The organism is Micromonospora sp. Utrum1, assembly GCF_057197805.1.
Map to the genome: position 1 here is coordinate 2,676,350 of NZ_CM170071.1, position 13,572 is coordinate 2,689,921.

Here is a 13,572-nt window from a genome sequence, read left to right on the forward strand (position 1 = left end):
TCAGAGCAGCTTGCGCAGCTTCATCAGGTCGAACGGGTTGGCCTTGACGGACACCCGTCGGGAGCCCACCGCCTTCATGATGTCGAGCTGACCGCGCACCAGGGCGATCAGGTCGTCGCTGCTGATGCTCAGCGCGATCTTCGCCTTCGGGTCGTCGCCGTCGGCCAGGTCGACGAGCCGGCCGCCCTCGAGGCGCCCGTGGAACGCGGTGTCCAGGTCGGTGACGCGGCAGGCGAGGGTGCGGTCGAGGTCGATCCGGTCCTGCACGTCGGCGTGCCGGTCCAGCCGGGCGGCCAGGTCCTGCAACGCCTGCCGGCACTCGTCCACGCTGGCCACATCGTCTCCTCGTCACGCGCCACGCCGTTCCCGGCACCGTACCGCAATGGGGCGTCCGGGGCGCCCGGTAGCGTGGCACCTGCACACCCCGCTCCGCGGAAGGAATCAGGCATGCAGGACGCGTGGCGCGCCTACCTCGAGCTGGCCATGGGCCTGACGGAGGCGCCTCGGAAGAAGGCCCAGGACGCGGTGAAGCGCGTGGTCGGCCAGGGCGGCGCGACCGCCGCCCAGCTCCAGACGCTCGCCGAGGAGCTGGTCTCGACCGGCCTGGCGAACCGGGAGGCGCTGACCAAGCTGGTCCGCTTCGAGGTGGACCGCGCGCTGGGCGCGGTCGGGCTGGCCACGGCCGATGAGGTCGCCGAGCTGACCCGCCGGGTGCACGACCTGGAGCGGCAGTTGCGCGAGGCGAAGGTCACCGGCGCGCCGGAGGCCGCCGCCGCGCCCGCGCCGGCCGGCCCCGGCCCGGCCGCCGAGACGGCGGGAGCCGGCGAGGTGACGCCCTCCGGGGACCTGGCCGCCGAGGAGCCGCCCGCGACGACGCCCGGCGCGGAGGTACCGGTCTCGGCGCCTCCCGCGCCCGCACGCACCAAGGCGGTCGCGAAGAAGCCCGTGGCGAAGAAGGCGATCGCCAAAAAGCCGGCGGCCACCGTCGCGCGCACCCCGGCCGAGGAGTCGCCGGCCGCGCCGGCCCGCCTAGCGAAGAAGGCCGCCGGCCGTAAGCCGACCGGCGGTGCCGGCTCGTGACCGCACCCTTCCGTCCCGGCCCGCGGCCCGGACCGTCGCCGGCCGGTCCCCGGCCCGGCCCTCCCCCGGGCGTGCGGCCGGCGCCGGTCGAGGAGATCGGCGAGGCGCGGCACCCGGCGGTGGACGCCGCCGTGCAAGCCATGATCAACGCCGAGCCGCTCTCCCCGGCGGACCAGATCGCCCAGTACGAGGCGGCGTACGAGACGCTGCGCGAGACCCTGGCCAGCATCGACCAGGCCTGAACCGAGGCGGAGAAGAACCACCGATGGCACGTCGTATCCGGCTGGATGCCGAACTCGTCCGCCGCGGCCTGGCCCGCTCCCGGGAGCAGGCTGCCGCGCTGGTGGAGGCCGGTCGCGTCCAGCTCCGCGGGGTGCCGGCCCGCAAGGCCGCCGCGATGGTCGACCCGGCCGACCCGCTGCTGGTCACCGGCGAGGACCCGGCCGCGGAGTACGTCTCCCGGGGCGGCCACAAGCTGGCCGGGGCGCTCGCCGCGTTCACCCCCGGCGGGCTGACCGTGGCGGGCCGGCGCTGCCTGGACGCGGGCGCCTCCACCGGCGGCTTCACCGACGTGCTGTTGCGCGCCGACGCCGCCGAGGTGGTGGCGGTCGACGTCGGCTACGGGCAGCTCGCCTGGTCGCTGCGGAACGACGACCGGGTGCACGTCTTCGAGCGCACCAACGTGCGTACCCTCACGCCGGAGGCGATCGGCGGCCCGGTCGACCTGACGGTGGCCGACCTGTCGTTCATCTCGCTGCGGCTGGTGCTGCCCGCGCTGGCCGGCTGCACGCGGCCCGACGGCGACCTGGCGCTGATGGTCAAGCCGCAGTTCGAGGTCGGCAAGGAGCGGGTCGGCGCCGGCGGGGTGGTCCGCGACCCGGAGTTGCGCGCCGAGGCCGTGCTCGACGTGGCCGCCGCGGCCGCGCGGCTCGGGCTGGGCCTGGCCGGCGTGGCCGCCAGCCCGCTGCCCGGGCCGAGCGGCAACGTGGAGTTCTTCGTATGGTTACGCCGGGACGCGCCCGCCGCGGACCCCGACCGGGTACGCGCGGTGGTCGCCGCCGGCCCGCAGGGATTTCCGGCCCCCGCGCCGGAGGCCACGACTGAGGAGGTGCCCGGGTGAGCCGGACCGCTCTGCTGGTGACGCACACGGGCCGTCGGCGCAGCACGGAGCACGCCCGCGCGGTGGCGGCCGACCTCATCGCCGCCGGCTTCGAGGTGCGGGTGGTCGCCGAGGAGGCCGACGACCTGGACCTGCCCGGCGTGGTGCCGGTCACCGGCCCGGAGGCCGCCGAGGGCGCGGAGATCGTCTTCGCGCTCGGCGGGGACGGCACCTTCCTGCGCGCCGCCGAGCTGGCCCGCCCGGCCAAGGCGCCGCTGCTCGGCATCAATCTCGGCAAGGTCGGCTTCCTCGCCGAGGCGGAGATCGACGACCTCGACCGCGCGGTGCGCGACGTGGTCGGGCGCAACTACACCGTGGACGAGCGGCTCACCCTCGACGTCACCGCCGAGTTCGAGGGCGGCCCGACCATCGAGTCGTGGGCGTTGAACGAGATCAGCGTGGAGAAGGGCGAGCGGGCCCAGATGCTGGAGCTGCTCGTCGACGTGGACGGCCGGCCGCTGTCCCGCTACGGCTGCGACGGCGTGGTCTGCGCGACCCCGACCGGCTCCACCGCGTACGCGTTCTCCGGCGGCGGGCCGGTGGTCTGGCCGGAGGTGGAGGCGCTGCTGCTGGTGCCGATCAGCGCGCACGCGCTGTTCAGCCGCCCGCTCGTCACGGCGCCGACCTCCACCTTCGCGATCACCGTGGACCCGTTCACCACGCTGGCGGTGCTCAGCTGCGACGGCCGGCGGGTCTACGACCTGCCCCCGGGCGCCCGGGTCACCGTGCGCCGGGGCGCGCTGCCGGTGCGCATCGTCCGGTTGCAGGAGCGGCCGTTCACCGACCGGCTGGTGGCCAAGTTCGACCTGCCCGTGCAGGGCTGGCGCGGCAGTCGTCGCTGACCGGCGACTCAGCGAAGACCCGTCGGGCCGACCTCGCGTCGGCCCGTTCGGCGTACCCGGGCCCGGCCGTGGGCGGGTTACGGTAGGAGCCTCCCCCGACGACGGCACGCCGCGCCGGGTCCCGGCATACGCCGGAACGGGCTGGGCGGGTGGTCCCGCCACTGCGGCGGGGCGCGATTGCCGGGGCCGGCACGCCGTCCGCGGGACGGCGATCGGGGCGCCCGGGCTGCGCCGAGGTGGAGTCCGGGCGGGGCGGTGAGGCCCGTGTCCGCCCGGGCCGCGCAGTCCGGCGGTCGTGGCCCTGACCAGGGGGTGGTCGGGTCCACGACGGTCGGGGTGTCGGAGGAGTCGCGGCCGGCCGCGGCGGGCGGACGGCGAGCCGCGCCCGGCCGGGTTTCGACCCCGGTCGGGTCGGCCGGATCGGCGAGCCGCCGTCGGAGGAAACGGCGGCTCACGAACCGGGCGGCGACGCGCTCGTTCCGGCACCCCGGCCATCGGCCGCCCCGCCCGGCCGCCATCCCGCACCCCGTCCAGCGGCAACCCGCCCGACACCGGGTGGTCCGACCGCGGTCGTGCCGTGTCCACCTGGCGACATGTCGCTGGTGCGGCGTGGCGTACCTAGTGACCAACCGATGATCTCCGTCGCAGACTCCGGTCGGCCGGCCTCACCCCCCCGAGGCCGGCCACCGAGCAGAGGAGCGCATCGCATGCACCGGTCCCCACGCTGGCTGGCCGCCGGCGCGGTCGGCGCGTTGGTGGTCGGACTCGCCGCACCGGCGTCCGCCGACCCGCCCGCACGGCCCGCCGGCCCGAGCCCGGCCGCCACCCCCGCACCGGGCGTCGCGCCCGCCCGCATCACCCTGATCACCGGCGACCAGGTCGATCTGGTCCAGGCCGCGTCCGGCCGGGTCGCCGCCACGGTCCGTCCCGCCCCCGGCCGGGAGCGGGTCACCTTCCACACCGTGTCGGCCGACGGCGGGCTGCGCGTGCTGCCCAGCGACGTCGTCCCGTACCTCTCCGCCGGGTTGCTGGACCCGAACCTGTTCGACGTGGAGGAGCTGGCCGCCGAGGGCTACGGCGACGCCGCGCAGAGCGCGCTGCCGCTGATCGTGCGGTACCAGGAACCGGCCTCCGGTCGCGTCCGGCCGTTGGCCGGCGCCACCGCGGCCCGCCCGCTGGAGAGCATCAACGGGGCCGCCATGCGGGTCGGCAAGGCCGACCTCGGCGGCCTCTGGACCACGCTGCGCGGCGCGCCGGCGGCCCGGACCGCCGGCGCCACGCCCCGGCTCGGCGCCGGTATCGCCCGGGTCTGGCTCGACGGACGGGTGCACCCGGCGCTCGAGCACAGCGTGCCGCAGATCGGCGCCCCGGCGGCCTGGGCGGCCGGCCGGGACGGCACCGGCGTGCGGGTCGCGGTGCTCGACACCGGCGTCGACGCCACCCACCCCGACCTGGCCGGACGGATCGCCGAGGCGCAGGACTTCACCGGCGGCGGCAGCACCCGCGACGGGCACGGCCACGGCACCCACGTGGCGGCCACCATCGCGGGCAGCGGCGCCGCCTCCGACGGGCTGCGCAAGGGCGTCGCGCCCGGTGCGCGGCTGCTCATCGGCAAGGTGCTCGACGACGACGGCAGCGGCTACGACTCGGGGATCATCGCGGGCATGGAGTGGGCCGCCCACTCCGGCGCGAAGGTGGTCAGCATGAGCCTCGGCGGCCCGGCCACCGACGGCACCGACCCGATGAGCCAGTCGGTCAACGACCTCACCGCCGAGACCGGCACACTCTTCGTGATCGCCGCCGGCAACGAGGGCGCCGCGGGCACCGTCGGCACGCCGGGCGCGGCCAGCGGGGCGCTCACCGTCGGCGCGGTGGACCGCGACGACAACCTGGCGGACTTCTCCAGCCGCGGGCCCCGGGTGGGCGACAACGGCCTCAAGCCGGAGATCACCGCGCCGGGCGTCGGCATCGTCGCCGCCCGCGCCTCCGGCACGAGCATGGGTACGCCGGTGGACGACGCGTACACCGCGGCGTCCGGGACGTCGATGGCCACCCCGCACGTGGCCGGCGCGGCTGCGATCATCGCTCAGGAACACCCGGACTGGACCGCCGGGCAGCTCAAGGACGCCTTGGTCAGCACGACGCGGGCCAATCCCACGCTGACCGTCTTCGAGCAGGGCGGCGGCCGCGTCGACGTGGCGCGCGCGCTGAGCCAGCGGGTGTACGGCTCGGCCACCGCCGACTTCGGCCGGATGTCGACCGGCGGTGCGGCGGTGGAGCGGACCGTGACGTACACCAACGGCACGGCGTCCCCGCAGACCCTGCGGCTGGCCCTGGAGCTGCGCAACCTGGACAACGACGCGGCCGAGCCGGACGGGGTGTCGCTGCCGGGCACGGAGGTGACCGTGCCGGCCGGTGGCAGCGTGGCCGTCCCGCTGCGGGCGGACCCCGCGAAGCTGGACCGCGGCGTGCACGGCGGGTGGCTGGTGGCGACCGGCGCGGACGGCGTCGCCGTGCGTACCGCCGTGGGCCTGACCCTCAGCGGCCCGCAGCACTCGGTGACCCTCAAGGCGCTGGACCTGCGCGGGCAGCCGGGCGCGGCGCCGGTGGTGACCCTGTTCGGCGAGCACCGGGAGTCCGACCAACTCGGATTCCTTCTCCCCGGCATGGAGTGGCAGGTGCAGGTCGAGGAGGGCCCGTACCTCGTCGAGGCGCTCATCGAGCACGGCGCCCCGCTGGACGAGCAGCTCACCCTGGTCACCGACCCGGAGCTGACCGTCGACCGTGACCTGACCGTGGTACTCGACCCGCGCAAGGGCACGCCGGTGCGGATCGAGACGCCGAAGCCGACCGAGCAGCGCGACACGATCAGCTTCTACGAGCACCGGGTCTTCGGCAACGGCCGGGAGGTGGACCACGGCGTGATGGCGTTCAGCACGGTCCAGCAGGTGAACGTCACGCCGACCCGGTCGGTGCGCCGGGGCGAGTTCGAGTTCTCCTCCCGCTGGCAGCTGGTCGCGCCCATGGTGGACGCCCAGGTCAGCAACGTCGCCGGTCCGCTGGACATCAACCTGCTGGGCCAGTCGCCGGCGCCGGCCGGCCGGCGGAAGCTGCCGCTGGTCTGGGCGGGTGACGGCACCGCCGCCGAGCTGGCCGGGGCCCGGGGCGCCGCGGCGCTGGTCGCGGGCAGCCCGGACCGCGCCGAGGACGAGCAGATCGCCGCGGCCGCGGCGGCCGGCGCCGCGGCGGTGCTGATCGTCCGGCCGGCGGACTTCAGCGCGTGGACGGTCTGGCGCCCCACCGGGGACCGTCTGCCGCTTCCGTCGCTGGTGGTCGCGTACGACGACGGGCAGCGGATGATCGCCGCGGCGAAGACCGGGCGCGCGACGCTGGACCTGACGCTGACCGTGGACAGCCCCTACCTCTACGACGTGTTCCAGGTGTCGAAGGGACGGGTCCCGGACCGGATCCGGCACCGGGTGACCGCGGACAACACCGCCGAGGTGACCGCCCGCTACGCCGACACCGGCGGGTTCGACTGGGCCAGCGAGCAGCGCTTCGCCTGGCGCCCGTGGCAGGAGTACTCCTGGAACGACGACCAGCGGATGGTGCGTACCGGCACCGTGCGGCAGGAGTTCGTCAGCGCCGGTGACTCCTGGTGGCAGCAGCGGGTGATGCACCAGCTCGGCTGGTCCGACTGGGGGCCGCTGACCGGCGGGCTCACCGAGCAGCCCCGCCGGTACGCCGCCGACGACCGGGTCAGCGAGACCTGGCACGCCCCGGTGGTCCGGCCGGCCGTGCCGGCGGGCGCGACGGCGCCCACCCGTACCGGCGACACCCTGGACCTGCGGGTGGCCGAGTTCGTCGACGCGGACGGCCACTACGGCGCGGCCGGGTTCAGCGAGGAGCAGGACACCGTGCAGGCCCGGCTGAGCCGGGATGGGCAGCAGATCGCCGACCTCTCCGGCGGCTGGGCGCCCGTGCCGACCACCCCGGGTCCGGCCCGCTACCGGCTGGACGTCACCACCGAGCGCTCCTCGGCCGAGTGGCGGTTCGCCACGCGTACCGAGACGGCCTGGGAGTTCACCTCGGCCCGCCCGGACGGGGACGCCGCCCGGCCGCTGCCGCTGCTCCAGGTCGACTACCGGGTCCCGGCCGACCTGCACGGCGAGGTGGCCGCCGGCCGCCCGCACCGGCTGGAGCTGACGCTGCGCCAGCCGGCCGGACTGCCGGCGCCGACCGGCGGCGAGGTCCGGGTCGAGGTGTCGTTCGACGGCGGGAAGACCTGGCGGGCGGTGCCGGTGCACGGCTCCGGCACCGGGTTCGCCGCCGTGGTGCCCGCGGGACACGGGGCGGTGTCGCTGCGGACGCACGCCCGGGACCGCGCCGGGAACACCGTCGAGCAGACCGTGCTGGACGCGTACGGGCTGCGCTGAGCGGGGCGGGCGGGGCGGCCCGGTGCCGCCCCGCCCGGCTCAGATCCAGCCCCGCCGGGCGACCTGGAAGGCCAGCCCCGGCCGGGTGTCCACGCCGGCGAGCTCCATCAGGTCGGCCAGCCGGCGTTGCACCGTACGCCGGCTCACGCCGAGCTGCGAGGCGATCGACTTGTCCGGCACCCCGGCCACGAAGAGCGACAGCAGCCGGGCCTCGTCGGGATCCGGCCGGTAGCCGTCCCCGTCCTGCCCGACCGGTGGGGCGGACGAGCCCAGCGGCGTCGCCATCAGCCAGTGGCTCTCGAAGAGGGCGAGCAGCGCGTCCAGCAGTTGGCTGCGGCCGATCACCGCGGCCGTCGGTTCGCCGCTGCCCCGCTCCGGCACCAGCGGGCAGACCGCCGTGCGGCCGTCCACGATGGCCAGCCGGACGGGCAGCCGGTCGAGGACCCGGGCCTGCTCACCGGCGCGTACGCCCTGCTCGATGTCCGCCAGGGCGCCCGGTTCGAGGAGCATCTCGCGTTCGTAGATGGCCCGGTAGCGGACCCCGCGGGCCAGCGCGTCGAACTCCTCGACGTTCTCCTGGCCCGACATGGCCAGCGGGTTGGCCCGGCAGAACCAGAGCACCTCGATCCGGGCGCCGTTCTGCAGGTCGCGCAGGCGCTCGCGGAGCGCCCCGCCGCCGGTGACCACCTCGACCAGGTGCCCGACGTCGTGCCGGCGCATCCCGGCCCGGTACTCCTCGGTGAGCTGGGTGACCGCCGCGCGGGCCGACTCCAGCGCCTCCTGGCGGCGCAGCAGCGCCTGGCCGAGCGGGACGTCGGGCGCCAGCGGCCGCAGCGGCGCGTCGGGATCCGGCCCGGTCGGCAGCACCAGTCCCTTGCCGCGCAGGGCGTCGAGCTGGGCCAGGATGTCCGCGCGTGGGCGGCCCAGCCGCTCGGCCAGCTCCCCGACCCGCGCGGTCGTGAGCTGCACCAGGCAGCGGTAGAGCTGCTCCTCGTCCGGGGTCAGGCCGATCACGTCCAGCACGGGGCAGAACTGTACGACCCCGCCGGCTGCCCCGCGCCGGCTGGTCAAGTGTCGGAGGACGCGTCTACTGTCGGGTGCTGTGCTGGAAGAGCTGCGCATCACCGGACTGGGCGTCATCGAGGACACCACGCTGCCGCTGACCGGCGGGATGAACGTCATCACCGGCGAGACCGGTGCGGGCAAGACCATGGTGGTGACCGGCCTCGGCCTGCTCTTCGGCGGCCGGGCCGACGCCGGCCGGGTCCGGGCCCAGCCGGGCCGCGCGGTGGTGGAGGGCCGGCTGCGCCTGGACGGCCGGGTGGCCGGGACGGTGCACGCCCGGATCACCGACGCGGGCGGCGAGCCCGACGAGGACGGCTCGCTGCTGCTGAGCCGCACCGTCACCGTCGAGGGCCGGTCCCGGGCGCACCTGGGCGGCCGCGCCATGCCGGTGTCGATGCTGGGCGAGGTCGGTGAGCAGGTGGTGGCCGTGCACGGCCAGTCCGACCAGCTCCGCCTGCTGCGTCCGGCCGAGCAGCGGGCCGCGCTCGACCGGTTCGCCGGTCCGGAGCACGAGAAGCTGCTCGACGCGCTGCGCGAGGCGTACACCCGGTGGCGGGCGGTGGTCGACGACCTGGCCGACCGGCGGCGCAACGCCCGCGAGCGCAACCAGGAGGCCGACCTGCTCCGGCTCGGCCTCGACGAGATCACCCGGGTCGACCCCCAGCCCGGCGAGGACGACGAGCTGAAGGCCGAGGCGCAGCGCCTGGAGCACGCCGAGGGGCTGCGCACCGCCGCCCAGATCGCCCAGCAGTGCGTGGCCGGCGGCGTGGAGGCGGCCGACGACACCCCCGACGCCACCGCGCTGCTCGGCACCGCCCGGCGCACGCTGGAGGCGCAGGCCGGCACGGATCCCGCCCTCGGCGAGCTGGCCGCCCGGCTGGAGGAGGCGGCCACCCTGGTCACCGACGTCTCCGCCGAGCTGTCGACCTACCTGGCCGCGCTGGACGCCGACCCGGCCCGCCTGCAGACCGTCTACGAGCGCCGGGCCGCGCTGCGCGGGCTCACCCGGAAATACGCCGACGACGTCGACGGCGTGATCGCCTGGGCCGAGCGGGCCCGCACCCGGCTGTCCGACCTGGACACCTCCGACGAGCTGCTGGACGAGCTGGACAAGGAGGCGTCCCGGCTCGCCGGTGAGGTGGCCGACCTGGCCGGCCGGGTCTCCACCTCCCGGCAGGAGGCCGCGGTCCGCTTCGCCGAGCAGGTCACCGTCGAGCTGGCCGGGCTGGCCATGCCGCACGCCCGGATCGAGGTGGCCGTGCTGCCCCGGCCGGCCGGGCGGGCCGAGCCGAGCCTGCCGGTCAACGGGGTCGAGGCCGGCGTCGGCCCGGACGGCGCCGACGAGGTGGAGCTGCGGCTGCTCGCCCACCCGGGTGCGCCGGCGCTGCCGTTGCAGCGGGGCGCCTCCGGCGGCGAGCTGTCGCGGGTGATGCTCGCCATCGAGGTGGTGTTCGCCGGCTCCGGCGGCCCGCCCACCCTGGTCTTCGACGAGGTCGACGCCGGCGTCGGCGGGCAGGCGGCGGTGGAGATCGGCCGCCGGCTGGCCCGGCTGGCCCGCAGCCACCAGGTGCTCGTGGTCACCCACCTGCCGCAGGTCGCCGCGTTCGCCGACCGGCACCTGGTGGTGGCGAAGGACACCGGGGGAGCGGTCACCACCAGCGGTGTGCGGGTGGTGGAGGACACCGAGCGGGCCCGGGAGCTGGCCCGGATGCTCGCGGGTTTGCCGGATTCCGATCTGGGTATCGCCCACGCCGAGGAACTCCTGGCCGTGGCGGCCAAGGAAAGGCGCCCGTGATCCCGAGATTGTGAGCGCAAGCACACCGGGGTGCGCTCCGGTGTGCTTCCCTGGGTAGGCGGCCCTGCTCAGGCATGTCGCGACAGCAATACCTGCCTCACATGCCAGGATGGTCACGATGCGTCTACCCACGTTGCGCCGGACCCGGAACGCGGAACCGGGCTCGATCCTCGGTACCGCGCGCCTCGACCGCCGGACGAAACGCCTGGTCGGCCGGCTCCGCCCCGGTGACATCGCGGTGATCGACCACGTCGACCTGGACCGGGTGGCGGCCGACTCGTTGGTCGCTGTCGGTGTCGGCGCCGTGCTCAACGCCAAGCCGTCGGTCTCCGGGCGCTACCCGAACCTCGGCCCCGAGGTGCTGATCTCGGCCGGCATCCCGCTCCTGGACGACCTCGGCGAGAGCGTCTTCGAGCAGATCCGCGAGGGCGTCGTGGTGCGCATCGAGGGCAACACGGTCTTCGTCGGCGAGGAGCCGGTGGCCCACGGAACCCTGCAGGACGCCGAGACGGTCGCCAAGTCGATGGCCGACGCCCGGGAGGGGCTGTCGGTGCAGTTGGAGGCGTTCGCCGCCAACACCATGGACTACCTCAAGCAGGAGCGCGACCTGCTGCTCGACGGTGTCGGCGTGCCGGAGATCCAGACCCAGCTCCAGGGCCGGCACTGCCTGATCGTGGTCCGCGGCTACGACTACAAGGCCGACCTGGACGTGCTGCGCCCCTACATCCGGGAGTTCAAGCCGGTGCTGATCGGCGTGGACGGCGGCGCCGACGCGCTGGTCGAGGCCGGCTACACCCCTGACATGATCATCGGTGACATGGACTCGGTCACCGACGACGTGCTGCGCTGCGGCGCCGAGGTGATCGTGCACGCCTATCCGGACGGCCGGGCGCCGGGCCTGCCCCGGGTCAACGGCCTCGGGGTGCCGGCGATCACCTTCCCGGCCGCGGCCACCAGCGAGGACCTGGCCATGCTGCTGGCCGACGAGAAGGGCGCCTCGCTGCTGGTGGCGGTCGGCACCCACGCCACGCTGGTGGAGTTCCTCGACAAGGGCCGGGGCGGCATGGCCTCGACCTTCCTGACCCGGCTGAAGGTGGGCGGCAAGCTGGTCGACGCCAAGGGCGTCAGCCGGCTCTACCGGCAGAGCATCTCCGGTTCCTCCCTGCTGCTGCTCATCCTCTCGGCGGTGGCCGCGATGGCCTCCGCGGTGGCGGTCTCCACGGTCGGCAAGGCGTATTTGGGTGTGGTGTCGGAGTGGTGGGACAATTTCGTGTTCCAGCTCGGCCAGCTCTTCTAGCTCCCCGACGATCAAGAGGCTGCAAGCGTGATCAACTTCCGCTACCACGTGGTGTCCCTGACCGCGGTCTTCCTGGCGTTGGCGATCGGCCTGGTGGTCGGCACGGCCGCGCTCAACGGGCCGGTGGCCGACTCGCTCAAGGAGCGGGTCAACGGGCTCAGCAAGGACAACTCGCTGATGCGCCAGTCGGTCAACAACCTCCAGAAGGAACTCGACATGGAGGAGGACTTCGCCGCCGAGATGGCGCAGGTCGTCCTCCCCGGCAAGCTGAGCGGCCGGCGGGTGCTGGTGCTCAGCCTGCCCAGCGGCCGCGACCACACCGAGGGCGTGGTGAAGATGCTCCAGCTCGCGGGCGCCAACGTCACCGGCCGGCTCGACGTGCAGGACAAGTTCATCAACCCGGACAGCAACAACAACCTGCTGGAGCTGGCCGTCACCGCCGCCCGCCCGAACAGCGTGCCCACCGCCGGCCTGCCGGGCAACGGGCACGGCGTGGAGACCTCCAGCGCCCTGCTGGCCAGCGTGCTGCTGGACCGGCCGCAGGGCAGCCCGGCGGTCACCGACGCGGACCGCCGCGCGGTGGTCCAGCAGTACGTCAGCTCCGGCTACCTCACCGCAGAAGACAAGATCACCGGCGCCGCCGAGGCGGTCGTGCTGGTCAGCGGCCAGCCGTACGTCGACAAGTTCTCGGCGGAGAAGGACGAGTCGGTGGTGAAGATCGCCGAGCAGTTCGACCGCACAGGCGCGATCGTGGTGGGCGGCATGGGCTCGGCCGGCGGCAACGTGGTTTCCGTGGTCCGGGGTGACCCGGTGCTCGCCCAGACCATCTCCACCGTCGACAACGCCAACACCGTGCAGGGGCAGCTGGTCACCAGCCTCGCCCTGCTGCAGCAGCTGACCGAGAAGAAGGCCGGCCAGTACGGCGTCGGTGACAACGCCGCCGCGCTGCTGCCTAAACTGCCCCAGTGACCGGTGGGCCGGCTGATGTCCGGTCCGTACCGTGTCGTGCTGGGCATCCGGATCGGAGGGGTCGCGTGAGACTGGGTCGGCTGCTGGCCGTCGGCGCGGGGGCGCTGGCCGCCCGCTACGTGCTGCGGGAGGTGTGCAGCTCGCCGGGTGCCCCGGCGCTGGAGCGCACCAACTTCCGGGGCCGCACCGTCACCCTGGCCGCCGGGCCGGCCCTCGCCCTCGGCGCGGCCACCGCCGGCGCGCTCAGCGCGGGCAGCGCCCCGGCCGGCGCCGCGGCCCTGGTCGCCGGGGTGGGGGCGGGCTCCGTCGGGCTCTACGACGACATCGTCGGCGCGCGTCCCGAGCAGAAGGCCGCCAAGGGCTTCGCCGGGCATCTGGCCGCGCTGCGCGAGGGGCGGGTCACCGCGGGGCTGGTCAAGATCGTCGGGGTGGGCGCGGCCGGGCTCGGCGCCGCGGCGCTGCTGGCCGCCGACCCGCGGGTCGCCGCGCACCCCCGCCGGCAGCGCTCCGGCGCCCTGAGCCGCGGGCTGGACGTGCTGCTCGGCGCCGGCGTGGTGGCCGGCACCGCCAACCTGGTCAACCTGCTCGACCTGCGCCCCGGCCGGGCGCTGAAGTCCGGCATGCTGCTCGGCGCCCCGCTCGCCACCGGCCCGTACGGGGGCATCGCGGCGGGCGCCGTCGGAGCGGCCGCCGGGCTGGTCCGGGAGGACCTCGACGAGCGGGTCATGCTCGGCGACAGCGGCGCCAACGCGCTCGGCGCGCTGCTCGGGGTGAGCCTGGCCGCGCGCACCGGGCCGCTGGGCCGGGCCGGCGTGCTGGCCGTGCTCGCCGCGCTCACCGCCGCCAGCGAGAAGGTGAGCTTCACCCAGGTGATCCAGCGGACCCCGGGGCTGCGCCACCTCGACGAGCTGGGTCGGCTCGCCGACTGA

At 75.4% G+C, this 13,572-nt stretch carries 11 protein-coding genes; 9 read left to right on the top strand and 2 right to left on the bottom strand.

Annotated elements, in window-relative coordinates; genetic code table 11:
- The gene (locus AC0OLQ_RS12820; protein ID WP_484531488.1) at positions 1-336 is read right to left on the bottom strand and encodes an SCP2 sterol-binding domain-containing protein; all 336 of its coding nucleotides are present in this window, start codon (positions 334-336) and stop codon (positions 1-3) included.
- A 111-nt stretch (positions 337-447) separates the two neighbouring features.
- Between AC0OLQ_RS12820 and AC0OLQ_RS12825 the strand changes: the two genes are divergently transcribed.
- The 5 genes from AC0OLQ_RS12825 (at position 448) to AC0OLQ_RS12845 (ending at position 7,517) form a co-directional block, all read left to right on the top strand.
- Complete coding sequence (locus AC0OLQ_RS12825) at positions 448-1,080, top strand: phasin family protein (RefSeq protein WP_484531489.1); 633 nt, start codon at positions 448-450, stop codon at positions 1,078-1,080.
- Positions 1,077-1,322: a hypothetical protein gene (locus AC0OLQ_RS12830; protein WP_484531490.1), complete on the top strand. Its 246-nt coding sequence runs from the start codon at positions 1,077-1,079 to the stop codon at positions 1,320-1,322. Before AC0OLQ_RS12825 ends, AC0OLQ_RS12830 begins: the two co-directional genes overlap by 4 nt.
- 23 nt (positions 1,323-1,345) lie before the next feature.
- Positions 1,346-2,200 carry a TlyA family RNA methyltransferase gene (locus AC0OLQ_RS12835; RefSeq protein WP_484531491.1) on the top strand — a complete coding sequence of 285 codons (855 nt, stop codon included), beginning with the start codon at positions 1,346-1,348 and terminating at the stop codon, positions 2,198-2,200.
- Positions 2,197-3,081, top strand: coding sequence for an NAD kinase (locus AC0OLQ_RS12840; RefSeq protein WP_355666292.1), 885 nt, complete (start codon positions 2,197-2,199; stop codon positions 3,079-3,081). The genes AC0OLQ_RS12835 and AC0OLQ_RS12840 overlap by 4 nt, the downstream gene beginning before the upstream one ends.
- Positions 3,082-3,788: 707 nt before the next feature.
- Complete coding sequence (locus AC0OLQ_RS12845) at positions 3,789-7,517, top strand: S8 family peptidase (protein ID WP_484531492.1); 3,729 nt, start codon at positions 3,789-3,791, stop codon at positions 7,515-7,517.
- Positions 7,518-7,556: 39 nt separating this feature from the next.
- Here the strand turns inward: AC0OLQ_RS12845 and AC0OLQ_RS12850 are convergent, their stop codons facing one another.
- Entirely contained in the window at positions 7,557-8,540 is a 984-nt protein-coding gene (locus tag AC0OLQ_RS12850) for a helix-turn-helix domain-containing protein (RefSeq protein ID WP_484531493.1), read from the bottom strand.
- A 79-nt stretch (positions 8,541-8,619) separates the two neighbouring features.
- Between AC0OLQ_RS12850 and recN the strand changes: the two genes are divergently transcribed.
- The 4 genes from recN to AC0OLQ_RS12870 all read left to right on the top strand — a co-directional run bounded on the left by recN (position 8,620) and on the right by AC0OLQ_RS12870 (position 13,572).
- The gene (gene recN, locus AC0OLQ_RS12855; protein ID WP_357340763.1) at positions 8,620-10,377 is read left to right on the top strand and encodes a DNA repair protein RecN; all 1,758 of its coding nucleotides are present in this window, start codon (positions 8,620-8,622) and stop codon (positions 10,375-10,377) included.
- Between the two features lie 118 nt (positions 10,378-10,495).
- Positions 10,496-11,674 carry a putative cytokinetic ring protein SteA gene (gene steA / locus AC0OLQ_RS12860; RefSeq protein ID WP_357340766.1) on the top strand — a complete coding sequence of 393 codons (1,179 nt, stop codon included), beginning with the start codon at positions 10,496-10,498 and terminating at the stop codon, positions 11,672-11,674.
- A gap of 27 nt (positions 11,675-11,701) precedes the next feature.
- Entirely contained in the window at positions 11,702-12,643 is a 942-nt protein-coding gene (locus AC0OLQ_RS12865) for a copper transporter (protein WP_484531494.1), read from the top strand.
- A 65-nt stretch (positions 12,644-12,708) separates the two neighbouring features.
- Positions 12,709-13,572 carry a hypothetical protein gene (locus AC0OLQ_RS12870; protein WP_484531495.1) on the top strand — a complete coding sequence of 288 codons (864 nt, stop codon included), beginning with the start codon at positions 12,709-12,711 and terminating at the stop codon, positions 13,570-13,572.

What these genes read in the sequence shown, in the direction of transcription:
- AC0OLQ_RS12835 (WP_484531491.1), top strand. Translation starts at nt 1,346, where the DNA reads ATGGCACGTCGTATCCGGCTGGATGCCGAACTCGTCCGCCGCGGCCTG.
- AC0OLQ_RS12825 (WP_484531489.1), top strand. Translation starts at nt 448, where the DNA reads ATGCAGGACGCGTGGCGCGCCTACCTCGAGCTGGCCATGGGCCTGACG.
- steA (WP_357340766.1), top strand. Translation starts at nt 10,496, where the DNA reads ATGCGTCTACCCACGTTGCGCCGGACCCGGAACGCGGAACCGGGCTCG.
- AC0OLQ_RS12845 (WP_484531492.1), top strand. Translation starts at nt 3,789, where the DNA reads ATGCACCGGTCCCCACGCTGGCTGGCCGCCGGCGCGGTCGGCGCGTTG.